This is a genomic window from Streptomyces sp. NPDC034043 (genome assembly GCF_055575675.1).
Map to the genome: position 1 here is coordinate 1 of NZ_JBVISF010000011.1, position 21,171 is coordinate 21,171.

The 21,171-nt window shown below is 72.0% G+C and carries 20 protein-coding genes and 1 pseudogene; 6 read left to right on the plus strand and 15 right to left on the minus strand.

The window, feature by feature from the left end:
* Positions 1-102 (plus strand): annotated as a pseudogene (locus tag ACZ51S_RS24470) (ATP-binding protein); the annotation flags it as partial.
* 181 nt (positions 103-283) lie between these two features.
* Here the strand turns inward: ACZ51S_RS24470 and ACZ51S_RS24475 are convergent.
* Both ACZ51S_RS24475 and ACZ51S_RS24480 read right to left on the minus strand, forming a co-directional pair.
* Entirely contained in the window at positions 284-484 is a 201-nt protein-coding gene (locus ACZ51S_RS24475; RefSeq protein WP_388939996.1) for an acyl-CoA carboxylase subunit epsilon, read from the minus strand.
* 23 nt (positions 485-507) lie between these two features.
* Positions 508-2,091 (minus strand): acyl-CoA carboxylase subunit beta, encoded by a 1,584-nt coding sequence (locus tag ACZ51S_RS24480; RefSeq protein ID WP_468475891.1) that lies wholly within the window; start codon positions 2,089-2,091, stop codon positions 508-510.
* 247 nt (positions 2,092-2,338) lie between these two features.
* Between ACZ51S_RS24480 and ACZ51S_RS24485 the strand changes: the two genes are divergently transcribed.
* On the plus strand, positions 2,339-2,959 hold the full coding sequence (locus tag ACZ51S_RS24485) for a YceI family protein (RefSeq protein ID WP_468475890.1): 621 nt from the start codon (positions 2,339-2,341) through the stop codon (positions 2,957-2,959).
* A 28-nt stretch (positions 2,960-2,987) separates the two neighbouring features.
* Here the strand turns inward: ACZ51S_RS24485 and ACZ51S_RS24490 are convergent, their stop codons facing one another.
* The 6 genes from ACZ51S_RS24490 to ureA all read right to left on the minus strand — a co-directional run bounded on the left by ACZ51S_RS24490 (position 2,988) and on the right by ureA (position 10,636).
* Positions 2,988-4,370, minus strand: coding sequence for a hypothetical protein (locus tag ACZ51S_RS24490; RefSeq protein WP_468961983.1), 1,383 nt, complete (start codon positions 4,368-4,370; stop codon positions 2,988-2,990).
* Between the two features lie 110 nt (positions 4,371-4,480).
* Entirely contained in the window at positions 4,481-6,103 is a 1,623-nt protein-coding gene (gene cimA / locus ACZ51S_RS24495) for a citramalate synthase (RefSeq protein WP_468475888.1), read from the minus strand.
* A gap of 334 nt (positions 6,104-6,437) precedes the next feature.
* On the minus strand, positions 6,438-7,052 hold the full coding sequence (locus ACZ51S_RS24500; protein ID WP_388939987.1) for a TetR/AcrR family transcriptional regulator: 615 nt from the start codon (positions 7,050-7,052) through the stop codon (positions 6,438-6,440).
* A 30-nt stretch (positions 7,053-7,082) separates the two neighbouring features.
* Positions 7,083-8,129, minus strand: coding sequence for an agmatine deiminase family protein (locus tag ACZ51S_RS24505; RefSeq protein WP_388939985.1), 1,047 nt, complete (start codon positions 8,127-8,129; stop codon positions 7,083-7,085).
* Positions 8,130-8,180: 51 nt separating this feature from the next.
* Positions 8,181-9,863 carry an urease subunit alpha gene (locus ACZ51S_RS24510; protein ID WP_468962066.1) on the minus strand — a complete coding sequence of 561 codons (1,683 nt, stop codon included), beginning with the start codon at positions 9,861-9,863 and terminating at the stop codon, positions 8,181-8,183.
* A 56-nt stretch (positions 9,864-9,919) separates the two neighbouring features.
* Positions 9,920-10,636, minus strand: a complete 717-nt coding sequence (ureA, locus tag ACZ51S_RS24515) for an urease subunit gamma (protein WP_468887762.1) — start codon at positions 10,634-10,636, stop codon at positions 9,920-9,922.
* Between the two features lie 156 nt (positions 10,637-10,792).
* Here ureA and ACZ51S_RS24520 point away from each other — a divergent pair, with 156 nt between their 5' ends.
* Both ACZ51S_RS24520 and ACZ51S_RS24525 read left to right on the plus strand, forming a co-directional pair.
* Positions 10,793-12,223 (plus strand): cytosine permease, encoded by a 1,431-nt coding sequence (locus ACZ51S_RS24520; protein ID WP_468800552.1) that lies wholly within the window; start codon positions 10,793-10,795, stop codon positions 12,221-12,223.
* 34 nt (positions 12,224-12,257) lie between these two features.
* Positions 12,258-12,413 carry a hypothetical protein gene (locus tag ACZ51S_RS24525; RefSeq protein ID WP_468475885.1) on the plus strand — a complete coding sequence of 52 codons (156 nt, stop codon included), beginning with the start codon at positions 12,258-12,260 and terminating at the stop codon, positions 12,411-12,413.
* An 80-nt stretch (positions 12,414-12,493) separates the two neighbouring features.
* On the opposite strand, the gene ACZ51S_RS24530 is transcribed toward ACZ51S_RS24525, so the two are convergent.
* The 4 genes from ACZ51S_RS24530 to ACZ51S_RS24545 all read right to left on the minus strand — a co-directional run bounded on the left by ACZ51S_RS24530 (position 12,494) and on the right by ACZ51S_RS24545 (position 16,270).
* The gene (locus ACZ51S_RS24530; RefSeq protein WP_468475884.1) at positions 12,494-13,579 is read right to left on the minus strand and encodes a branched-chain amino acid aminotransferase; all 1,086 of its coding nucleotides are present in this window, start codon (positions 13,577-13,579) and stop codon (positions 12,494-12,496) included.
* Between the two features lie 222 nt (positions 13,580-13,801).
* Complete coding sequence (locus tag ACZ51S_RS24535) at positions 13,802-14,842, minus strand: 3-isopropylmalate dehydrogenase (protein ID WP_468475883.1); 1,041 nt, start codon at positions 14,840-14,842, stop codon at positions 13,802-13,804.
* Between the two features lie 148 nt (positions 14,843-14,990).
* The gene (locus tag ACZ51S_RS24540; protein ID WP_388939975.1) at positions 14,991-15,122 is read right to left on the minus strand and encodes a hypothetical protein; all 132 of its coding nucleotides are present in this window, start codon (positions 15,120-15,122) and stop codon (positions 14,991-14,993) included.
* Between the two features lie 263 nt (positions 15,123-15,385).
* A complete protein-coding gene (locus tag ACZ51S_RS24545) occupies positions 15,386-16,270 on the minus strand; it encodes a LysR family transcriptional regulator (RefSeq protein ID WP_468961986.1) in 885 nt (294 codons plus the stop codon).
* A 99-nt stretch (positions 16,271-16,369) separates the two neighbouring features.
* Here ACZ51S_RS24545 and ACZ51S_RS24550 point away from each other — a divergent pair, with 99 nt between their 5' ends.
* On the plus strand, positions 16,370-17,383 hold the full coding sequence (locus tag ACZ51S_RS24550; RefSeq protein ID WP_468961988.1) for an NADP-dependent oxidoreductase: 1,014 nt from the start codon (positions 16,370-16,372) through the stop codon (positions 17,381-17,383).
* Positions 17,384-17,395: 12 nt separating this feature from the next.
* On the opposite strand, the gene ACZ51S_RS24555 is transcribed toward ACZ51S_RS24550, so the two are convergent.
* Both ACZ51S_RS24555 and ACZ51S_RS24560 read right to left on the minus strand, forming a co-directional pair.
* The gene (locus tag ACZ51S_RS24555; protein ID WP_468475880.1) at positions 17,396-17,944 is read right to left on the minus strand and encodes a GNAT family N-acetyltransferase; all 549 of its coding nucleotides are present in this window, start codon (positions 17,942-17,944) and stop codon (positions 17,396-17,398) included.
* Entirely contained in the window at positions 17,941-18,654 is a 714-nt protein-coding gene (locus tag ACZ51S_RS24560) for a tyrosine-protein phosphatase (RefSeq protein ID WP_468961990.1), read from the minus strand. The genes ACZ51S_RS24555 and ACZ51S_RS24560 overlap by 4 nt, the downstream gene beginning before the upstream one ends.
* Positions 18,655-18,735: 81 nt before the next feature.
* Between ACZ51S_RS24560 and ACZ51S_RS24565 the strand changes: the two genes are divergently transcribed.
* On the plus strand, positions 18,736-19,437 hold the full coding sequence (locus ACZ51S_RS24565) for a nitroreductase family protein (RefSeq protein WP_467887991.1): 702 nt from the start codon (positions 18,736-18,738) through the stop codon (positions 19,435-19,437).
* 88 nt (positions 19,438-19,525) lie between these two features.
* Here the strand turns inward: ACZ51S_RS24565 and pruA are convergent, their stop codons facing one another.
* Entirely contained in the window at positions 19,526-21,157 is a 1,632-nt protein-coding gene (gene pruA, locus ACZ51S_RS24570) for an L-glutamate gamma-semialdehyde dehydrogenase (RefSeq protein ID WP_468475877.1), read from the minus strand.
* Positions 21,158-21,171 lie beyond the last annotated feature (14 nt).

Genomic DNA, 21,171 nt, shown 5'->3' on the forward strand with positions numbered 1-21,171 from the left:
CCCGACGCCCCCATCATCACCACCGACGCCCGCCACCGCGCGGACGCCAAGAGCGCACTCATCACGCTCGTCGAGCACGCCCTCATGGCACGGCTGCGGTAGGAGAGTCCGGGCAGGCGCGCGCAGGCGCCGCAAGGACGTAGGAAGGCCCCCGTGTCCCGGACACGGGGGCCTTCTCCTTGCCCGCTCCTTCCCCTTCGCGTCGCCCGCTCCCCCCGGGCAAGCCGAAGGCCCCGCACCCCTTCAGGGGGTGCGGGGCCTTCCGGCGTTGGTGCGCCGCTGCTCAGCCGCGCCAGCTGTGGGGGGCCTGGAAGCCCCGGCTGCGCTCCAGGCGGCGCCAGCCCGCGGTGGAACGGCGGGTGACGGCGGCCTCTTCCGGGGTGGCGGCGGCGCGGGCGAGGAGGATCGCGGTGATCGCGGCCAGTTCCTCGGGCTCGGCGTTGCCCTTCTCGACCTTCAGCAGGGTGTCGGTGGCGGTGCTCATCGTTGGCAGGTCTCCTTCGCTCGTTACTGCGGCGGGTTGCCGTGCTTGCGGGACGGCAGGTCGGCGTGCTTGGTGCGGAGCATCGCCAGGGCGCTGACGAGCACCCCCCGGGTCTCGGCCGGGTCGATGACGTCGTCCACTAGGCCGCGCTCGGCCGCGTAGTACGGGTGCATCAGTTCGGCCTTGTATTCCTTGACCATCCGGGCCCGCATCGCCTCGGGGTCCTCGGCGTCCGCGATCTGCTTGCGGAAGATCACGTTTGCGGCGCCTTCGGCGCCCATGACGGCGATCTCGTTGGTGGGCCAGGCGTAGGTGAGGTCGGCGCCGATGGACTGGGAGTCCATGACGATGTACGCACCGCCGTAGGCCTTGCGCAGGATGAGCGAGATCCGCGGCACGGTCGCGTTGCAGTAGGCGTACAGCAGCTTGGCGCCGTGGCGGATGATGCCGCCGTGCTCCTGGTCGACGCCCGGCAGGAAGCCGGGGACGTCCAGCAGCGTGACGATCGGGATGTTGAAGGCGTCGCACATCTGGACGAAGCGCGCGGCCTTCTCGGACGCGTGGATGTCCAGGACGCCGGCGAGGTGGCCGGGCTGGTTGGCGACGATGCCGACGACCTGGCCGTCCAGGCGGGCGAGGGCGCAGATGATGTTGCGCGCCCAGCGCTCGTGGATCTCCAGGACGTCCCCGTCGTCGACGAGCTCCTCGATGACCTTGAGCATGTCGTACGGGCGGTTGCCGTCGGCGGGGACCAGGTCCAGCAGGACGTCCGAGCGCCGGTCGGCGGGGTCGGAGCACTCGTGGACCGGGGGGTTCTCGCGGTTGTTGGAGGGCAGCATCGTGATGAGGTACCGGACCTCGGCGATGCAGGTCTCCTCGTCGTCGTACGCGAAGTGCGCGACGCCCGAGGTCTCGGCGTGCACGTCCGCGCCGCCGAGGCCGTTCTGGGTGATCTCCTCGCCGGTCACCGCGCGGACCACGTCCGGGCCGGTGATGAACATTTGCGAGGTCTCGCGGACCATGAAGACGAAGTCCGTGAGGGCCGGGGAGTACGCGGCTCCGCCGGCGCAGGGGCCGAGCATCACCGAGATCTGCGGGATGACCCCGGAGGCCTTGGTGTTGCGCTGGAAGATGCCGCCGTAGCCGGCGAGGGCGGAGACGCCCTCCTGGATACGGGCGCCGGCGCCGTCGTTGAGGGAGACCAGCGGGGCACCGGCCGCGATGGCCATGTCCATGATCTTGTGGATCTTCGTGGCGTGGGCCTCGCCCAGGGCGCCGCCGAAGATGCGGAAGTCGTGCGCGTAGACGAAGACCGTGCGGCCCTCGACCGTGCCCCAGCCGGTGATCACACCGTCCGTGTAGGGCTTCTTCGCCTCCAGGCCGAAACCGGTCGCCCGGTGCCGGCGCAGCTGCTCGACCTCCCTGAAGGAACCTTCGTCGAGCAGGAGCGCGATGCGCTCGCGCGCGGTCAGCTTGCCCTTGGCGTGCTGGGCTTCGGTCGCGCGGTCGCTGGGGCCGCGCCGGGCCTCCTCACGGAGGGAGTGCAGCTCGGCCACGCGCCCACGGGCGTCCGTCGGCTCGCTCGAAGTCTGGTCCACAACGGTCATGTACCGACCTTACGGAGCGTGGCCATCAAAACCCTCCGTCGGTTCTACACAGTCTCCGGCCCCGTCCGCTGTCCGGCCCGGACAGAACCTCCGAAGCATGCATGGACTCCCCCAGCGGGGACCTCCGCCCTTTGTGGGGTTCCTATAAAAACGCCGACACGGGCCCAAGAAGTTGAAATTTGAACAGAATGGGTCTAGCGTCGGTCTTGTTGAAAGTTTAATGAAACAGTCTCCTCAGGAGGAAGTCATGGGTCTCTTCTCCCGCCGCGGCACCCGCAGCGAGTCCGTTCCGCAGGCTCCGGTCGCCACGCTCGACGTCGACCCGGCGCTCGCCGCGCTCACCGGCGACTACGTCATCGACCCCGCCCACAGCAGCATCGGCTTCACCGTGCGCCACGCCATGGTGACCAACGTCCGCGGCGGTTTCGCCCGGCACGAGGGCACCCTGCACCTGGACGGCGGCGACCCGTCGCGCTCCACCGCCTCCATCGACGTCGAGATCGCCTCGGTCAGCACCGGCATCGCCGACCGCGACGCCCACCTGCTGGGCAGCGACTTCTTCGACGCCGAGCTCTTCCCGCGGATGACCTTCCGCTCCACCTCCGCGGCGCACCTCGGCGGTGACGCGTATCGGATCACCGGCGAGCTGACGATCAAGGACGTGACGCGTCCGCTCTCCATCGACCTGGAGTTCTCCGGTTCCGCCACGGACGTCTACGGCAGCGAGCGCGTCGGCTTCGAGGGCTCCGCGGAGATCCTCCGCTCCGACTGGGGCCTCACCTGGAACGCGGCCCTGGAGGCCGGCGGCGTGATGGTCAGCGACAAGGTGAAGCTGACCTTCGACATCTCGGCGGTCAAGCAGGCCTGATACCGGCCGCGCGGAACCCCGGGGGCGGCTACCAGCCGCCCCCGCCGTCGAAGCCGCCGCCACCGTCGAAGCCGCCACCGCCGCCGAAGTCCCCGCCGCCGAAGTCCCCGCCGCCGAAGTCGGACGGGTCGTAGTCGGATCCGGAGACCTCCCCGCCCTCGAATCCCCCGCCGCCGTACCCGCCGCCGAAGTCCGAGGCGTAGGCGGGAGTGGCCATCATCGAGCCGAGCATCGTGCCCATCAGCAGGCCGGGCAGGATGCCGCCGCCGAAGTACCCGCCGGCCCACGGTCCGTACGCCGGGCCGGCGTCGTAGTACGGGCGCGGGCCGTGCTCCGTGTCCACGGTGCGCACCGCCGGGTCCACGCCGTCGCGCAGCCGTACGGCGTCCGCCGTGCAGACCGGCACGGTACGGGCCGCCCCGCCGGCCGGCGCCCAGGCCGCGTCCTGCGTACTCGGACCGTGCCGGGGATCGAAGAAGCAGGGCGGGCGGCGCTCGGGCGGCGGCTTGCCCTGGCGGCGGGCGTCCAGGCGGGCCAGCGCGTACCGGCCGTCCTCCAGCGCCTGGGTCACGCCCTGCACCTCGTGCGGTTCCCGCACCGAGGCCATGATCCGCTTGGCCTTCTCGTAGGAGTCCAGCGCGTGCTCGTAGTCCTCGCGCATGGCGTCGTCGGCGCCGGGCTCACCGGGGTGGAAGTCGAGGCGGTCGAGTTCCTCGCCGAAGGCGGTGATGTCCTCGTCCACCACCACCGCGAGCCGGGCGACCGCTTCGCGCCGGGTCTCTTCCTTCTTCTTCCGGTTCCGCTTGACCAGCAGGTACGTGCCTCCGCCGCCGGCCAGGGCCACCGCGCCGAGGGCGATCAGCGCCCCGGCGGAGGATCCGCCCCCGCCGGACCCCTCGCTCCAGGAGGCGGGGGCCCGGCCCTTGAGCTGCGGGAGGGCCTGGTCGGCGAAGTCGTTCAGCTGGGTGGCGGCGTCCGCCGCCCCGCCGGCCTTCACCGCGTCGGTGAGGTTGCGGACCGCGTTGCCCGGCATGACGGCCCGGTCGGCCCCGGCGTTGAATCCGTCGCCGAGCCGGACGGCGTAGAGCCCGGTGATCCCGGTCTGCGTGCGCACCGTGCGCAGCACGCTGTCGGCGGGGAAGGCGGCGGTGGCGGGCAGCACGGCGACGAAGAGCGGCTTGCCGGCCGCCTTGATCTTCGCGGCCAGGGCGTCCGCCTGGGCGGGCGACAGCTGTGCGGCGGCCCCGGGATCGACGTAGACCGGGCCCTTCTTGAGCGCCTCCGCCACCGCGGCGGTCCCCCCGTCGGCGGCGACGGCCCGGGGGGCGGCGCCGAGCGCCCCGGCGGACAGGGCCAGCAGCAGACCGGACAGCATCGATCCCACGCGTATGGATATCAGCCTGGTCCTCATACTGACGACGCTACCCGAACCGGCAATTCCCTGTGTAAGCCGGACATAAGCGACATGCTCGGGGGTCGAGGACCTCGCCGGTCCGGAGCCCGGCGAGGTGTGCGCCGGAGCTACTCGGCCGGCTCGACGCCCGCGTGGAGGAGGCCGAAGGTGTAGGCGTCCTCCAGGGCCTGCCAGGAGGCCGCGATGACGTTGGGGGCGACGCCCACCGTGTTCCACTCGCGGGTGCCGTCCGTCGTGGAGATCAGGACGCGGGTCGTGGACTCCGTGCCGTGCTTGCCCTCCAGGATGCGGACCTTGTAGTCCACGAGCTCGAACTTGGCCAGCTGCGGGTAGAAGCGCTCCAGGGCGACCCGCAGGGCGCGGTCGAGGGCGTTGACGGGGCCGTTGCCCTCCGCCGTGGCGACGATCCGCTCGCCCTTGGCCCACAGCTTGACGGTCGCCTCGTTGGCGTGGGTCCCGTCGGGGCGGTCCTCGACGATGGCCCGCCAGGACTCGGTACGGAAGTACTTGCGCGCCCGGCCCTCGGCCTCGGCGCGGAGCAGCAGCTCGAAGGAGGCGTCGGCGGCCTCGTACGTGTAGCCGGCCAGCTCGCGCTCCTTGACCCGCTCCACCACGCGGGCGATCAGTGCCCGGTCCCCGCCGAGGTCGACGCCGAGCTCCTTGCCCTTGAGCTCGATGGAGGCGCGGCCGGCCATGTCGGAGACCAGCATGCGCATGGTGTTGCCGACGCGCTCGGGGTCGATGTGCTGGTACAGGTCCGGGTCGACCTTGATCGCCGAGGCGTGCAGGCCCGCCTTGTGCGCGAAGGCGGAGACGCCGACGTACGGCTGGTGCGTGGAGGGGGTGAGGTTGACGACCTCGGCGATGGCGTGGGAGATGCGGGTCATCTCGGCGAGCGCGCCCTCGGGGAGGACCTTGCGGCCGTACTTGATCTCCAGCGCGGCGACGACGGGGAAGAGGTTGGCGTTGCCGACGCGCTCCCCGTATCCGTTTGCGGTGCACTGGACGTGCGTGGCGCCGGCGTCGACGGCGGCCAGGGTGTTGGCGACGGCGCAGCCGGTGTCGTCCTGGGCGTGGATGCCCAGGCGGGCGCCGGTGTCGGCCAGTACGGTCGAGACGACCGCGCTGATCTGGGCGGGGAGCATGCCGCCGTTGGTGTCGCAGAGGATGACGACGTCGGCGCCGGCCTCGTGGGCGGTGCGGACGACGGCCTTGGCGTACTCGGCGTTGGCGCGGTAACCGTCGAAGAAGTGCTCGCAGTCGACGAAAACGCGGCGGCCCTGGGCGACGAGGTGGGAGACGGTGTCGCGGACCATCTCCAGGTTCTCTTCGAGGGTGGTGCGCAGCGCGAGTTCGACGTGGCGGTCGTGGGACTTGGCGACGAGGGTGATGACCGGCGCGCCGGACTCCAGGAGGGCGCGTACCTGCGGGTCCGAGGCGGCGTCGCCGCCTGCCCGGCGGGTGGCGCCGAAGGCGACCAGCTGGGCGTTCCTGAAGTGGATCTCGGCCCGGGCGCGGGCGAAGAACTCGGTGTCGCGGGGGTTGGCGCCGGGCCAGCCGCCCTCGATGAAGCCGACTCCGAACTCGTCGAGGTACCGCGCGATCGTCAGCTTGTCCGCGACCGTGAGGTTGATGCCCTCACGCTGGGCGCCGTCGCGCAGGGTGGTGTCGAAGACGTGGAAGCCGTCGTCGAGTGCCTCTGTCGGCTGGCTCGCCTCTGTCGTCGTCATGCTGATCTGACTCCTGTCGGATGAGTGGTTCCGGAGACCGGGGATCCACTGCCCCCATCATCGCGCGCTGTCCGGTTCCGGCATGTTTCTGCCCTGGAAACGAAAAGACCCCTCGCGGGTGCGAGAGGTCTGCGCGCGGGTCTGAGGCACGGTGGCCGCTGCCGCGGAGGTCGTCCACGGTTTCAGCGGTCACAGAGGACCGGCGCGCTGCTGTCCATAATCATGAGCCGAGCAGACACGCCCGCAGTGTGACACAAGGCCCTCGGTCCGTGGACGCCGGTCTCAGCATGCGGGCACCCGCCGTCCGGCGGGCGGCCCGCGGCCCGGGGACGGCCTACCCGGCCAGGGTCTCGGCGAGGAATTCCCCGACGTGCGCCAGGATGTCCTCCCGCTCGATGCCGGGCAGTCCGACGGCGACCTGGATGCTGAAGCCGTCGAGCAGGGCCCGCAGCCTGGCCGCGAAGCGGTCGGGGTCGACCGCGCGGAACTCGCCGCGCGAGATGCCCTCGGCGAGCAGGGCGACCAGGTCGCGGTGCCAGGCGCCCTCGATGGCGGCCTGCCGTTCGCGTTCCTGGGGGCCGGCGTTCTGGGACCGGTTCCAGACCTCCAGCCACAGGGTCCAGTGCGGGTCCCGGGCGCCGTCGGGCACGTACAGGTCCACGTACGCCTGTACGCGCTCGCGCGCCGGGCCGCGGCGGGCCAGCAGGGCCCTGCGCTGGTCGCCGAGGGCCGCCTCGCTCCACTCCAGGGTCTGCAGCAGGAGCTCGTCCTTGCTGCCGAAGTAGTAGAGGAGGTGGCCGCTGCTCATGCCGACCTGCCGGCCCAGGCCGGCCATGGTCAGGCCCTCCAGTCCGCGCTCGGCGATCGTGGCCATGGCGGCGACGAGTACGTCCTCGCGCGGGGGCGCGTTCTTGCGCGCCGCCCGTACCGGTACTCCACCCGCCGCCATGGTCCGCTCCTTCACGAGGTCCGCCTCGGGTCAGACCTTCGGCTGCTGCTGGGTGATGCAGTGGATACCGCCACCCCCGGCGAAAATCGTACGTGCGTCAACGAGCGTCACGGTCCGCTCGGGGAAGAGTCCGCGGAAGATCTCAGCGGCCTCCTCGTCGCGCGGGTCGTCGAAGGCGCACAGCACCACGCCCCCGTTGCAGAGGTAGTGGTTGATGTACGAGTAGTCCACCCACTCGCCGTCCTCCTCGAGAACGGTCGGCGCGGGGACCTCCACGACCTCCAGCAGCCGGCCCCGCGCGTCGGTGGAGGCGCGCAGGATGGCGGCGATGGTCTTGCAGCGCTCGTGGTCCGGGTGGGCCGGGTCGGGCTGGGTGTGGACCATGACCACGCCGGGGCGGGCGAAGGCGGCGACGATGTCCACGTGGCCCTGGGTCCCGTAGGTGCCGTAGTCGCCGGCCAGGCCGTACGGCAGCCAGATGGCCTTGGTGGTGCCGAGGTGGGCGTGGATCTCCTCCTCGACCTGCTTGCGGGTCCAGCCGGGGTTGCGTCCCTCGCCGAGCTGCACGGTGTCGGTGAGGAGCACGGTGCCCTCGCCGTCGACGTGGATGGCGCCGCCCTCGTTCACCAGGCGGGTGCTGTAGGTGCGGGTGCCGACGAGGTCGGAGACGTGCCGGGCGATCTTCGCGTCGTGGTCCCATCGGGCCCACTCCTGGGCGCCCCAGCCGTTGAAGGTCCAGTCGACGGCCGCCAGTTCACCGGCGTCGTTGGTGACGAAGGTCGGGCCGATGTCGCGCATCCAGGCGTCGTCGAGCTCCCGCTCGACGAGCTCGACGTCGTCCCCGACGACCGCCCGGGCGCTCTCGGCGTCGCCCGGGGAGACGACGAGGGTCACCGGTTCGTACGCGCGCACGGCGCGGGCGACCGCGCCCCAGGCCTCACGGGCCTCGGCCAGCTCCTGGGCGTTGGTGAAGGTGGGGTTGGGGCTGGGCCAGGCCATCCAGGTGCGCTCGTGGGGGGTCCACTCGGCGGGCATCCGGAAGCCGTCGGCCGAGGGCTTGGCGGGCTGTGCAGTCATGGCGGGGGTCCTTACGGGCTTGCGGGCTGTGCCGTTCACAGGGTGTGCCGTTTACAAGAAGTAGAGGCGGTTGAGGGAGACCGAGTCGGCCGCTTCGGAGCGCAGGGGTTCCCCGTCGAGGGAGACGAGTCCGCTGCGCGCGTCGACGTCGACCGCGCCCACCCGGGAGTTGAGGAGCATGTCCTTGGGGCCGATGCCCCGGGTGCCGCGTACGGCGACCCGGCGGCGGCGGGTCGGCAACGCGTCGCCGCCCAGCGCCGCCGCGGCGGCGGAGACGAAGGCGACGGAGATGTCGGCGGCGGTGGCCCCGTACGAGCCGAACTGCGGTCCGAGGACGAGTGGTTCGCAGGTGTCGGTGGCGGCGTTGGGGTCGCCGGTGACTCCGTAGGCCGGGAAGCCCGACTTGAGGACCAGCTGCGGCTTGGCGCCGAAGAACTGCGGGCGCCAGAGCACGATGTCGGCGAGCTTGCCGGTCTCGATGGAGCCGATCTCGTGGGCCAGGCCGTGGGCGACGGCCGGGTTGATGGTCAGCTTGGCCATGTAGCGCAGGACGCGGGCGTTGTCGTCGCCCTCGCCGTCGCCGTCCAGGGGGCCGAGCTCGCCCTTCATCTTGGCGGCCATCGCGAAGGTGCGGCGGATGGTCTCGCCGGCCCGGCCCATGCCCTGGGCGTCGGAGGAGGTGATGCCGATGGCCCCGAGGTCGTGCAGGACGTCCTCGGCGCCCATCGTCCCGGCGCGGATCCGGTCGCGGGCCATGGCCGCGTCGCCGGGGAGGTCCGGCTTGAGGTCGTGGACGGAGACGATCATGCCGTAGTGCTCGGCGACGGCGTCGCGGCCGAAGGGGAGGGTGGGGTTGGTGGAGGAGCCGATGACGTTCGGCACGCCCGCCATCTTCAGCACGTTGGGGACGTGCCCGCCGCCGCAGCCCTCGATGTGGAAGGCGTGGATGGTCCGGCCGTCCAGGACGCGCAGGGTGTCCTCGACGGAGAGGCACTCGTTCAGGCCGTCGCTGTGCAGGGCGACCTGTACGTCGTGCTCCTCGGCCACGCGCAGGGCGGTGTCCAGGGCGCGGGTGTGCGCGCCCATGTCCTCGTGGACCTTGAAGCCCGAGGCGCCGCCCTCGGCGAGGGCCTCCACCAGGGGCGCGGCGTCCGAGGAGGAGCCGCGGGCGAGGAATCCGATGTTGACGGGCCAGGCGTCGAAGGCGTTGAAGGCGTGCTTCAGCGCCCAGGGGGAGTTGACGCCGACACCCCAGACGGGGCCGAACTCCTGGCCGATGACGGTGGTGACACCGGCGGCCAGGGAGGCCTCCATGATCCGCGGGGAGAGCAGGTGGACGTGGGTGTCCACGGCTCCGGCGGTGGCGATCAGACCCTCCCCGGAGACGATGCTCGTGCCGGTGCCGACGACGACGTCGACCCCGTCGAGGGTGTCCGGGTTGCCGGCGCGGCCGATCGCGTGGATGCGGCCCTCGCGGATGCCGATGGAGACCTTCTTGATGCCGAGCACGGCGTCGATCACCAGGACGTTGCTGATCACGACGTCGCAGGTGTCGCGGACGGCGGCGCCCTTCAGGTGCAGGCCGTCGCGGGCGGTCTTGCCGAAGCCGGCCAGGAACTCGTCTCCGGGCTTCTGGGCGTCGTACTCCACCCGGACGGTCAGCCCCGAGTCGCCGAGCCGGACCCGGTCGCCGGCGCGGGGGCCGAAGACGGAGGCGTACTCGTGCGGGTCGATGTGGCGGCTGCCCGGGGCGCAGTGCGCGCTGTGGTCGCTGTGGGGGGTCTGACGGCTCACGCCTGGTTTCCTTCCGGGGCGTCGTCGGTCGGGGCGGCGCCGAGGTAGCCGCAGGCGGCGGCGCGGGCCAGGGCCTGCTCCTTGGCTCCGGGGGCGTCCAGCGGGCCGTCGACCAGCCCGGCGAAGCCGATCGCGATGCGCTCGCCGCCGATCGGGACGAGGCCCACCTCCCCCTCGCCGTGCGGGTCGAAGCGCACCGAGGAGCCCGCCGGTACGCACAGCCGCATGCCGTAGGCGGCGGCGCGGTCGAAGTCGAGCCGGGGGTTCGCCTCGAAGAAGTGGAAGTGGGAGGTGACGCTGACCGGCACGGACGCGGTGTTGCGCACGCGCAGGAGCAGCCGCGGTTCGGGCTGGGGGGCGCCGGGGCCGGGCACGACGGCGCCGGGGGCGTCGTCACCGAGCGACACGGCGCCCTCGATGGGCGCGGAGACCACCGCGAGGCGGGACCCGTCGTCGAAGACGGCCTCCACGTGGACCTCGGTGACCACGTCGGCCACGCCGGGCAGCACGTCGTCGGGGCCGAGCACGCCGCGGGCCTCCTCGATGGCCTCCGCCAGGCGCTTGCCGTCGCGCGCGGCCTCGCAGACCGTGTCCGCGATCAACGCGGTGGCCTCGGGGACGTTGAGCCTCAGGCCCCGGGCCCTTCGGGCCCGGGCCAGTTCCGCGGCGCTGCGCAGCAGCAGCCGGTCGCGCTCCGTAGGGGTCAGCCGCACGCCGATCCACCACCTTTTGAGTCAATGGGTTAGAGCATCACTCTAACTCTTCATTTCCTCGTGGTGAAGGATTGACCTGCGCCACGGGCTCAGGTCACATTGAATGACGCTCAAACCACTGTGCAACCACCCCCCGCCCTGCCAAGGGAGTCCCCCATGCCCATCGAACAGCGCGGAGTCGACACCATCCCCGAGGAGGAGCGGACCAGCGGTCCCCGCGACCTGGTCTCGATCCTCCTCGGCTCCAACCTCTGCCTCGGCGTGATCGTCTTCGGCTGGCTGCCCCCGTCCTTCGGGCTCGGGCTGGTGCCCTCCGTCACCGCCATCGTGACCGGCACCCTGGCCGGCATCGCCTTCACCGCGCCGCTCGCCCTGGTGTCCCTGCGGACCGCGACCAACCTGTCGACCTCCAGCGGCGCCCAGTTCGGCGTACGGGGACGGCTGGTCGGCTCCGTCGTCGGACTGCTGCTCTCCCTCGGCTACACCGCCCTCACCCTGTGGATAGGCGGCGACGTGATGGCCGCGGCCCTGTCCCGCCTCACCGGGCTGCCGGACACCGGTGCCACCCGGGCCGTGATGTACGGCGCACTCGCCGCGTGCACCGTCGTCGCGGCCGTCTTCGGCTACCGGCTGCTGCTGCGCATGAGCAAGGTGCTGTCGGTGGCCATGGTCGTCCTGCTGGCCGTCGGCGTCGTGGCCTACGCCCCGGACTTCACCACCGCCGCCCCGCCGGACACCGCGTACCTGCTCGGCTCGTTCTGGCCGACCTGGCTGCTGGCCGCCGTCGCGGCCGGGCTCAGCGGACCCGTCGCCTTCATCACCCTGCTGGGCGACTACACCCGCTACGTCTCCCCCCGGCGCCACGGCTCCCGCAAGGTCTTCCGGGCCACCTGCCTGGGACTGCTGGTCGGCCTGCTGGTCCCGCAGCTGTTCGGCACCTACACCGCCCTCGCCGCCCGCGCCGGCGCCGACTACGCCGGGCCGCTCGTGGAGGCCGCGCCCTTCTGGTACCTCGTGCCGCTGCTCGCCGCCGCGGCGGCCGGCTCGGTGGGCAACGCCGGGCTGATGCTCTACTCCATGGGCCTGGACCTGGACGCCATCGTGCCGAGGACGACCCGCACCAAGGCCACCGTGATCGCCGCGGTGGCGGCCACCGCGTTCGTCTTCTTCGGCTCCTTCGAGTGGGACGTGCAGTCCGCGATGACCTCCTTCGTCCTGCTGCTCACCGCGATCGGCACCCCCTGGGCCGTGGTCACCCTGATCGGCTTCGTGCGCTGCCGCGGGATCTACGACGCCGATGCCCTCCAGGTGTTCAACCGTCGGGCCCGCGGCGGCGTCTACTGGTACAGCGGCGGCTGGAACGTCCGCGCCACGGCCTCCTGGGCGGCGGGCGCGGCCGTGGGACTGGCCGCCGTGTCGACCCCGGTGTACGAGGGCCCGCTGCTGGCCCTCACCGGCGGGGTGGACTGTAGTTTCATCCTGTCGGGGCTGGTCGGCGGGGCGGTGTACACCGCCCTGACGGTCCGGCCGCAGGCGGCACCGGCCGCCGGACCGGCGGGGAACGCAGTGGTGGCGGCGGCCGAATAGGACGGGGCCGGCGCCCACGACACGGGGAGGCATCGTGGAAGAAGTCGCGTACGTGGCGGGGAAGATCGTCAAGGGAATCGCCGGCCTGGCCTACGCGTTCGGCGACGCCGTCGTGGGGCTCGGCCCGGAGGGGAAGGGCAAGGAGCGCGAGGAGAAGAAGGACGACGGCGAGACGGAGGACGAGCGCTGACCCGCGCTCCCTCCCGGAACGCCGGAAGGCCCCCCGCGCGGTGCGCGGGGGGCCTTCCTTGCGCCCGGGGCGCGGAACGCCTAGCCGAGCGGGTGCATCCAGCCGTGGGTGTCGGGGGTGCGGCCGGTCTGGAGGTCGAGGAGCGCCTTGCGGAGCTTCATGGTGACCTCGCCGGGCTGCCCGTCGCCCTGGGTCCAGCCGGCGCGCTCCGACTTGACCGAGCCGACCGGGGTGATGACGGCGGCGGTGCCGCAGGCGAACACCTCGGTCAGGGTGCCGTTCTCGTTGTCGCGCTTCCAGTCCTCGGTGGAGATCCGGCCCTCCTCGGCGGTGTAGCCGAGGTCGCGGGCGATGGTGAGGAGGGAGTCACGGGTGATGCCGGGCAGGAGCGAGCCGGTGAGCTCGGGGGTGACGATGCGGTCGCCGTACACGAAGTACAGGTTCATGCCGCCCATCTCCTCGATCCAGCGGTGTTCGACGGCGTCGAGCCAGACGACCTGGTCGCAGCCGTGCGAGGCGGCCTGGGCCTGGGCGACGAGGGAGGCCGCGTAGTTGCCGCCGGTCTTGGCGGCGCCGGTGCCGCCCTTGACGGCGCGGACGTACTCCTCGGAGAGCCAGACGGAGACGGGCTTGACGCCACCGGGGAAGTAGGCGCCGGCGGGCGAGGCGATGACCATGAAGAGGAACTCGTTGGCCGGGCGGACGCCCAGCCCGACCTCGGACGCGAACATGAACGGACGCAGGTACAGGGAGGCCTCGCCGGAGTCCGGCACCCAGGCGCGGTCCTGCTTGATCAGGGCGTCACAGGCCTCGATGAAGAGATCGGCCGGCAGCTCGGGCATCGCCATGCGGCGGGCGGAGGCCTGGAACCGCTCGGCGTTGGCGCGCGGGCGGAAGGTGGCGACGGTGCCGTCGGGCTGGCGGTAGGCCTTGAGGCCCTCGAAGATCGTCTGCGCGTAGTGCAGGGTCATGTTCGCCGGGTCGATCGACAGCGGAGCGTACGGGACGAGCTCGGCGTCGTGCCAGCCGCGGCCCTCGGTCCACTTGATCGTCACCATGTGATCGGTGAAGTGGCGGCCGAAGCCCGGGTTGGCCAGGATCGCTTCGCGCTCCGCGTCGGACAGCGGGTTCGAGGAGGGCTTGAGCTCGATCGTGGGCGTCGTCATGAGTGCTTGTCCTTCACCGGTTGGGTAGGGCGGACCGCGCTCATGCGTACCAGGACGTCCGAGCTTCCCCGTATTCCGCGGCCTCGCGTTCGATTATCGCTCGTGGGCACGCTTCGGAGAAACGGGGCTTAGCGGCCCAGGGAGATGGTGGCACCGGGGGCCGCACAGGAGAAGCCGCCAGGTCCCTTTGTGACCTGGCGGCTTCCTGGAGGAACGGCCGGGTCAGCCGGCTACTCGCGCGGCGAGGGCGTCGCCGATCGCGTCGGTGGAGCGGAAGGTGCCGTCGCGCCCGGCCAGGTCGGCGGAGACGGCGTCCTCGATGCGGACGGCCTGCTCCTCGTAGCCGAGGTGGCGCAGGAGCAGGGCCACCGAGAGGATCGTCGCGGTCGGGTCGGCCTTGCCGGTGCCAGCGATGTCGGGGGCCGAGCCGTGGACGGGCTCGAACATGGACGGGAAGGCGCCGGTCGGGTTGATGTTCCCGGAGGCGGCCAGGCCGATGCCGCCGGTCACGGCCGCGGCCAGGTCGGTGAGGATGTCACCGAACAGGTTGTCCGTGACGATGACGTCGAAGCGCTCGGGCTGGGTGACGAAGAAGATCGTCGCGGCGTCGACGTGCAGGTAGTCGGTGGTGACCTCGGGGTACTCCTGGCCGACCTTGTCGAAGATGTTCTTCCACAGGTGGCCCGCGTACACGAGGACGTTGTTCTTGTGGACGAGCGTCAGCTTCTTGCGGGGGCGCGCGTTGGCCCGCTCGTACGCGTCGCGCACGACCCGCTCGACGCCGTAGGCGGTGTTCACGCTGACCTCGGTGGCCACCTCGGCGGGGGTGCCGGTGCGCAGGCTGCCGCCGTTGCCGGTGTACGGGCCCTCGGTGCCCTCGCGGACCACGACGAAGTCGATCTCCGGACGGCCGGCCAGCGGGGTGGCCGTGTTCGGGAACAGCTTCGAGGGGCGCAGGTTGATGAAGTGGTCGAAGGCGAAGCGGAGCTTCAGCAGCAGACCGCGCTCCAGGACGCCCGACGGGACCGAGGGATCACCGATGGCGCCCAGCAGGATCGCGTCGTGGTGCTTGAGGGCCTCGAGCTCCGCGTCCGGGAGGGTCTCACCGGTGCGGTGCCAGCGCTGGGCGCCGAGGTCGTACTCCTTGGTCTCCAGCTTCACATCCTGGGGCAGGACCGCGGTAAGGACCTTGAGGCCCTGAGCCACGACTTCCTGGCCGATGCCATCACCGGGGATCACTGCGAGATTGATGCTGGTCGACATGTCGGAACCGTACTCCGTGTCCCAGCCCTCAGACATATCGCGTCCACCATTCGGACCGCAGGAGGGCCGCGGGAGGGCCGCGGGACCGGCGGGGACGCGATGTGCCCGGTGCGGACGGGCTGTTCGGCGGCCCCCGCCGGGAGCCCGGTCAGTGGCCGGTCGAGCCGCCGTTGTCACGGCGGTCCAGGGCGCGCTGGAGGGCGGCGGCGGCGTTCTTGCGGTCGGCGTCGGCCGGGGAGGAGTGGCGGACGCGGCGCGTTGCGGCGGTGGTGGGGGTCATGGTGATCGACTCCTTGGGATCACGGCGTGGCGGGGCCACGGATGAGGGGTGTTCCTTCAAGGCGCCGGAAGAGGCGGGGAGCCGTGCGCCGCAGGGGTTGCCTGCCAGGGGCGCGCGCTCTCGACCGCCATTCGCAGGATCAGCGAGACGTTCGGCTCCTACAAAGCTAGGGCAGGTCCGGCTGTCTGTCTCCGCAATTACTCGGACTTCCTAGTATCTGAGACGGGAGACCCCCCAAAGGGAGCCCTCCGGTGGTTCCGTTTTTAGACCTTCTCAGCCCGGAGTTCCCTGATCAGAGCCCTGACGACGCGGGTCGATGCCAATTCCGGTGTGGTGACGTATCCCACCTGCCTCACCGGCCTCCGTGGCCCCAGGCCGGTGATCTCGACGGTGTCCGGCGCCTCGCGCAGCGACAGCTCCGGCATGATCGCCATCCCCAGCCCCCGCCCGACCATGGTCAGCACCATGGCGTCGTCCTCGGCCTTCACGGTGGCCCCGGGGATCCAGTCCTGGGCACGCCACCACTCCCGGGTGTAGGAGCCGCAGTTCTCGTCCCAGTCCAGCAGGGGCAGCGCCCTCGGGTCCGGGTGCCCGGCCGGGTGCACCAGCGCGTACGCCTCCTCCACGAGCACCCCGGTCAGCAGCCCCGGCGGTACGTCCTCCCGCGCGCCCAGCGTCGCGATGCCCAGGTCCGCCCGGCCCGCGGCCACCTCCCCCGCCGTGCCGGCACCCAGTTCGCGCACCACCCTGACCTCGGGGCGGATCCCCGGGTACAGCACGGCCAGCCGCTCCAGCGCGGGTGGCAGCAGGTGCAGGGCCGCGCTGCGGAAGGCCGCGACGCGCAGCACCCCCTCCCCGGCGTCCCGCCCGGCGGGGGCCCGGGCCGCGCCGCGCGCCTCCGCGCCCAGCACCTCGTACAGCCGCAGGATGCGCCGGCCCAGCGCCACGGCCCGCTCCCCGGCCGGGGTGGGCGAGGCCCCGCCGCGCCCGCGCTCGAAGAGCACCGCGCCGACCTTGCCCTCGCTGCCGCGCACCGAGTGCGAGACGGCGGACTGGCTGATGCCCAGCACGGCGGCCGCGGCGGAGAAGCCGCCCGTCTCCGCGACGGCGACCAGCACCCGGATTTCCTGCGGGGCGAGCTCGGCCATGGGTTCCCACCTCGGTGTATGAGCAGCGTTCATGGATGTGCGGCTTCCATGAGCGCAACCCCCTGCCCGGCTCCGGGATTCCTTCCTACGGTCGGGGCCATGAGCACCGAAACGGCCCACTCCGTCCACCAGATCGCCCGTCCGACCGGTTTCCCGGCCGCCTCCGACTTCGCGTACGTCTCCTCGCCCGTCCCCGAACCCGCCCCCGGCACCGCCCTGGTGGAGAACCTGCTGCTGTCGGTGGACCCGTACCACCGCGGGATGATGGACGGCGGCGAGGGCGGCTTCGAGCTGCACGCCCCGCTGGAGGGCCGCACGGTGGGCCGGGTGACCGCCTCCCGCGACCCGGGCCTGGCGGAGGGCGACCTGGTCTTCCACCGCGCGGGCTGGCGCACCCACTCCCTGGTCACCCTGGGCGTGGACGGCACCCGCAAGCTGCCCGGCCACGCGGGCGTCCCGCTGGAGGCCTACCTGTCGATCCTCGGCGGCACCGGCCTGACGGCCTACGCCGCCCTCACCCGGACGGCGGCCCTGCGCGAGGGCGAGGACCTCTTCGTCTCCGCCGCCGCCGGCGGGGTCGGCACCGCCACCGGGCACATCGCCCGGCTGCTCGGAGCCCGCCGGATCATCGGCAGCGCCGGATCGGCGGCGAAGACCTCCCACCTCACCGGGACCCTCGGGTTCGACGCCGCCTTCGACTACCACGACGGGCCCGTCGCCGAGCAGCTGGCGCAGGCCGCGCCGGACGGCGTCGACGTCTACGTGGACAACGTGGGCGGGGAGCACCTGGAGGGCGCGATCGCATCCCTGCGCGAGTACGGGCGGATCGCCTGGGTCGGCGCCATCTCGATGTACAACGGGGACCGTTCCCCCGCCGCGCCGCGCAACCTCTTCGAGGTGGTCCACAAGTCCCTGCGCCTGGAGGGGGTGTTGGTCCGCAATCACACCGGTCTCCAGGACGAGCTGGAGGATCTCCTGGTCCCCCACCTGCGCAGCGGCCGGATCGGCACCGACACCACCGTCGCCGAGGGCTTCGACCGCTCCGTGGAGGCCTTCCTGGGCATGCTCCGCGGGGAGAACCTGGGCAAGATGCTCGTACGGGCCGGCAGCTGATTCCGGCCCCGGCTACAGGACGTCCCCGTTGCGCCAGTCGAAGTCGAGCCGCCCGGCGGCGTCCGGCACGGCCCCGCCGGGCGGCGTCCACAGGTAGGTCGAGCCCTCCTCCCCGGCCAGCCGCTCGGGCCCGGCCGGGCCGAGGACGCCGATCTGCCCGGCGTACGGCTTCCAGCCCCGGCTCCCGTACAGGGCCGCGCCCTCGTCGGAGGCGGACAGGGCGCCGAGGACGTACGCCGCGGCGATGACGCCCTCCAGCCCGGCCATCACCGCCGCTCCGAGCCCGCGCCGGCGCCGGTCGGCGCGTACGGCGACGGCCTCGACGTACCCGGTCCGCAGGGCCCGCCCCTGGTGCAGCACCCGCCGCTGGACGACGCTGCCGTGCGCCGCGAGCACGCCGCCCTCGTACACCAGGGCGTGCATCCCGCCGAGGGCGTGCTCGAAGTCCTCGTCGCCGAAGTCCCCGTCGAAGGCCGCGTCGAGCAGGTCCCGGATCACGGCGAGGTCGTCCGCGCCGAGCTGCGAGGTGTGCGCGAGACGGGTGTGCGTGGCGTCGCTCATGCCCCCAGTCTGCCCCGGAGCCGGTCCAGTTCGGCGGCCGTCAGCCCCGCCCCGCTCAGGTAGGCGCCCGCGTCCAGCCACCGCGCGGTGTCCGCGGCCAGGGCGTGCACGGTGGTGCCGAGACCGGCGACGTAGTCCTGGATCTCGGCGGCGTCGTAGGGCCGGCCCAGGGCCGCGCACCGGGCCCGGACCCGCAGCTCGCTCAGAGCGTGGTCGTCGGCCGTCTGCTCCGGGGTCGCCCCGGCCAGCCTCAGCAGGACGAGCGCGATGATCCCCGTCCGGTCGCGGCCCAGACCGCAGTGGAAGACGACCCCGCCCGGCGGGGCGGTGGCGACGGCCCGGGCGACGGAGGCCACGCGGTCGGGGAACCGTTCCAGGAAAGGCCGGAAATACGCGGGGGTGCCGAAGCCCGGAGTGCCCCACCACACGTCCCAGAAGTCCCGGTGCTCGATGCCGTCGAGCGGGATCCGCAGGGTGGTCAGCCCGGGCGGACGCGGGGCGTGGTCCGGCTCGGCTTCGCCGTCGTTGCGCAGGTCGATGACGGTGCGCACCCCGTGGCGGGCCAGTGTGGTCCAGCCGCGGGCGGTGAGCCCGTCGAGGCTGTCGGCCCGTACCAGCGTCCCGGGCCGGAGCGCTCCCGGGCCGCCGAGGTCACGGGCGTTGAAGCAGCCCTCCCACTCCACGAATCGACCGACGTTCGACACGGTCATAGCCCCCCTGTCAGTACACAACGGACATTGGCTGATGACGCTCCCCTGGCCTCGGGGGTTCCCTCGCTGGAAGATCTGCGCATGTCGCCTGAGACCCAGCAGTGGACCCCCACCCATGGCCGGCCCTACCGGCCCGTCCCCTACCGTCCCGCGCGCATGCCGGGCCCCGAATCGCTCGCGCGCGCGGCGGAGTTGCGGGCCCGGATGGACGAGCGGCGGACGGTGCGCCACTTCTCCCCCGATCCCGTCCCCGAGCAGGCCGTCCGCGACGCGATCGCCTGCGCCGCCACCGCGCCCTCCGGGGCGCACCAGCAGCCGTGGACCTTCGTCCTGGTCAAGGACCCGGGCATCCGGCAGCAGATCCGCGCCGCGGCCGAGCAGGAGGAGCAGATCTCCTACGACGGCCGCCTCGGCGACGAGTGGCTCGCCGCGCTGCGCCCCATCGGCACGGACGCCGTGAAGACCCACCTCACGGACGCGCCGGCGCTGATCGTGGTCTTCCAGCAGCGCTACTGGCTCGGCCCCAACGGCACGAAGCGCAAGCACTACTACGTCGACGAGTCGGTCGGCATCGCGGTCGGCATGCTGCTGTCGGCCCTGCACCTGTCGGGCCTGGCGGCGCTCATCCACACCCCGAGCCCGATGCGCTTCCTGGGGCACGTCCTGAACCGCCCGGAGAACGAGAAGGCCTTCGCGGTGATCCCGGTCGGCTACCCCGCGGACGACTGCGAGGTCCCGGACCTGGTCCGCAAGTCCCTGGACCAGGTCCTGGTGGAGGTCTGAACCCGCGGTCCGCCCCCGCGACCTGGACCGCCCCCGCTCCGGGCTTGGGGGTACCGGAGCGGGGGCGGGATTCAGGGGTCGGGCGGGGTCAGCCCATGTGGGGGTAGCCGTACTCGGTCGGCGGGACCAGCGTCTCCTTGATGGAGCGGGTCGAGGTCCAGCGGAGCAGGTTGGACGCCGCGCCGGCCTTGTCGTTCGTACCCGAGGCACGGCCGCCACCGAAGGGCTGCTGGCCGACGACGGCGCCGGTCGACTTGTCGTTGATGTAGAAGTTGCCCGCCGCGAAGCGGAGCTTCTCCATCGTGTCGGCGGCCGCGTAGCGGTCCTGGGCGATGACGGAGCCGGTCAGGGCGTAGGCCGAGACGTTCTCCATCTGCGCCAGCATCTCGTCGTACTTGTCGTCCTCGTAGACGTGGATCGCGAGGATCGGGCCGAAGTACTCGGTCGTGAAGACCTCGTTCTCCGGGTCGGTGCACTCGATGACGGTCGGGCGGACGAAGTAGCCCTCCGAGTCGTCGTACGTGCCGCCCGCGACGATCGTGCAGGTCGGGTCGGCCTTCGCACGGTCGATAGCGGCCTTGTTCTTCGCGAAGGAGCGCTCGTCGATGACCGCGCCGATGAAGTTGGACAGGTCGCGGACGTCACCCATGGCGATGCCGTCGACCTCGGCCGCGAACTGCTCCTTGAAGCCGTCGTTCCAGATGGAGGCCGGGACGTAGGCGCGCGAGGAGGCGGAGCACTTCTGGCCCTGGAACTCGAAGGAGCCGCGGGTCAGGGCGGTCTTCAGGATCGCGCGGTCCGCGGACGGGTGCGCGACGACGAAGTCCTTGCCGCCCGTCTCGCCGACCAGGCGGGGGTAGGAGCGGTACTTCTCGATGTTGTTGCCGACCGTCTTCCACAGGTACTGGAAGGTCTTGGTCGAGCCGGTGAAGTGGATGCCGGCGAGCTCGGGGTGGTTCAGGGCCACCTCGGAGACGGCGATGCCGTCGCCCGTCACCAGGTTGATGACGCCCTTGGGCAGACCGGCCGCCTCCAGGAGCTCCATGAGGAGGACCGCGGAGTGGGTCTGCGTCGGGGACGGCTTCCACACGACCACGTTCCCCATGAGCGCGGGGGCGGTGGGCAGGTTGCCGGCGATGGCCGTGAAGTTGAACGGGGTGATCGCGTAGACGAAGCCCTCGAGCGGGCGGTGGTCGCTGCGGTTCCACACGCCGGCGCTGTTCGCGGCCGGCTGCTCGGCCAGGATCTGGCGGGCGAAGTGGACGTTGAAGCGCCAGAAGTCGACGAGCTCGCAGGGGGTGTCGATCTCCGCCTGCTGCACGGTCTTGGACTGGCCCAGCATGGTGGAGGCGGCCAGCTTCTCGCGCCACGGGCCGGCCAGCAGCTCGGCGGCGCGCAGGATGATCGCGGCGCGGTCGTCGAAGGACATCGCGCGCCAGGCCGGGGCGGCGGCCAGGGCGGCGTCGACGGCCTCCTGGGCGTCGGCCTCGGTGGCGTTGGCGTACGTACCGATGACCGACTTGTGGTCGTGGGGCTGCACGACGTCGAAGCGCTCGCCGCCGCCCATCCGCTTGACGCCGTTGATCGTCATCGGGAGGTCGATCGGGTTCTCGGACAGCTGCTTCAGCTGGATCTCGAGGCGCGCGCGCTCCGGGCTGCCGGGGGCGTACGAGTGGACCGGCTCGTTGACCGGCGCGGGGACCTGGGTCACAGCATCCATGGGGCTGGTAACTC

What these genes read in the sequence shown, in the direction of transcription:
- ACZ51S_RS24475 (WP_388939996.1), bottom strand. Translation starts at nt 484, where the DNA reads ATGAGCACCGCCACCGACACCCTGCTGAAGGTCGAGAAGGGCAACGCC.
- ACZ51S_RS24480 (WP_468475891.1), bottom strand. Translation starts at nt 2,091, where the DNA reads ATGACCGTTGTGGACCAGACTTCGAGCGAGCCGACGGACGCCCGTGGG.
- ACZ51S_RS24485 (WP_468475890.1), top strand. Translation starts at nt 2,339, where the DNA reads ATGGGTCTCTTCTCCCGCCGCGGCACCCGCAGCGAGTCCGTTCCGCAG.
- ACZ51S_RS24490 (WP_468961983.1), bottom strand. Translation starts at nt 4,370, where the DNA reads ATGAGGACCAGGCTGATATCCATACGCGTGGGATCGATGCTGTCCGGT.
- cimA (WP_468475888.1), bottom strand. Translation starts at nt 6,103, where the DNA reads ATGACGACGACAGAGGCGAGCCAGCCGACAGAGGCACTCGACGACGGC.
- ACZ51S_RS24500 (WP_388939987.1), bottom strand. Translation starts at nt 7,052, where the DNA reads ATGGCGGCGGGTGGAGTACCGGTACGGGCGGCGCGCAAGAACGCGCCC.
- ACZ51S_RS24505 (WP_388939985.1), bottom strand. Translation starts at nt 8,129, where the DNA reads ATGACTGCACAGCCCGCCAAGCCCTCGGCCGACGGCTTCCGGATGCCC.
- ACZ51S_RS24520 (WP_468800552.1), top strand. Translation starts at nt 10,793, where the DNA reads ATGCCCATCGAACAGCGCGGAGTCGACACCATCCCCGAGGAGGAGCGG.
- ACZ51S_RS24530 (WP_468475884.1), bottom strand. Translation starts at nt 13,579, where the DNA reads ATGACGACGCCCACGATCGAGCTCAAGCCCTCCTCGAACCCGCTGTCC.
- ACZ51S_RS24535 (WP_468475883.1), bottom strand. Translation starts at nt 14,842, where the DNA reads ATGTCGACCAGCATCAATCTCGCAGTGATCCCCGGTGATGGCATCGGC.
- ACZ51S_RS24540 (WP_388939975.1), bottom strand. Translation starts at nt 15,122, where the DNA reads ATGACCCCCACCACCGCCGCAACGCGCCGCGTCCGCCACTCCTCCCCG.
- ACZ51S_RS24545 (WP_468961986.1), bottom strand. Translation starts at nt 16,270, where the DNA reads ATGGCCGAGCTCGCCCCGCAGGAAATCCGGGTGCTGGTCGCCGTCGCG.
- ACZ51S_RS24550 (WP_468961988.1), top strand. Translation starts at nt 16,370, where the DNA reads ATGAGCACCGAAACGGCCCACTCCGTCCACCAGATCGCCCGTCCGACC.
- ACZ51S_RS24555 (WP_468475880.1), bottom strand. Translation starts at nt 17,944, where the DNA reads ATGAGCGACGCCACGCACACCCGTCTCGCGCACACCTCGCAGCTCGGC.
- ACZ51S_RS24560 (WP_468961990.1), bottom strand. Translation starts at nt 18,654, where the DNA reads ATGACCGTGTCGAACGTCGGTCGATTCGTGGAGTGGGAGGGCTGCTTC.
- ACZ51S_RS24565 (WP_467887991.1), top strand. Translation starts at nt 18,736, where the DNA reads ATGTCGCCTGAGACCCAGCAGTGGACCCCCACCCATGGCCGGCCCTAC.
- pruA (WP_468475877.1), bottom strand. Translation starts at nt 21,157, where the DNA reads ATGGATGCTGTGACCCAGGTCCCCGCGCCGGTCAACGAGCCGGTCCAC.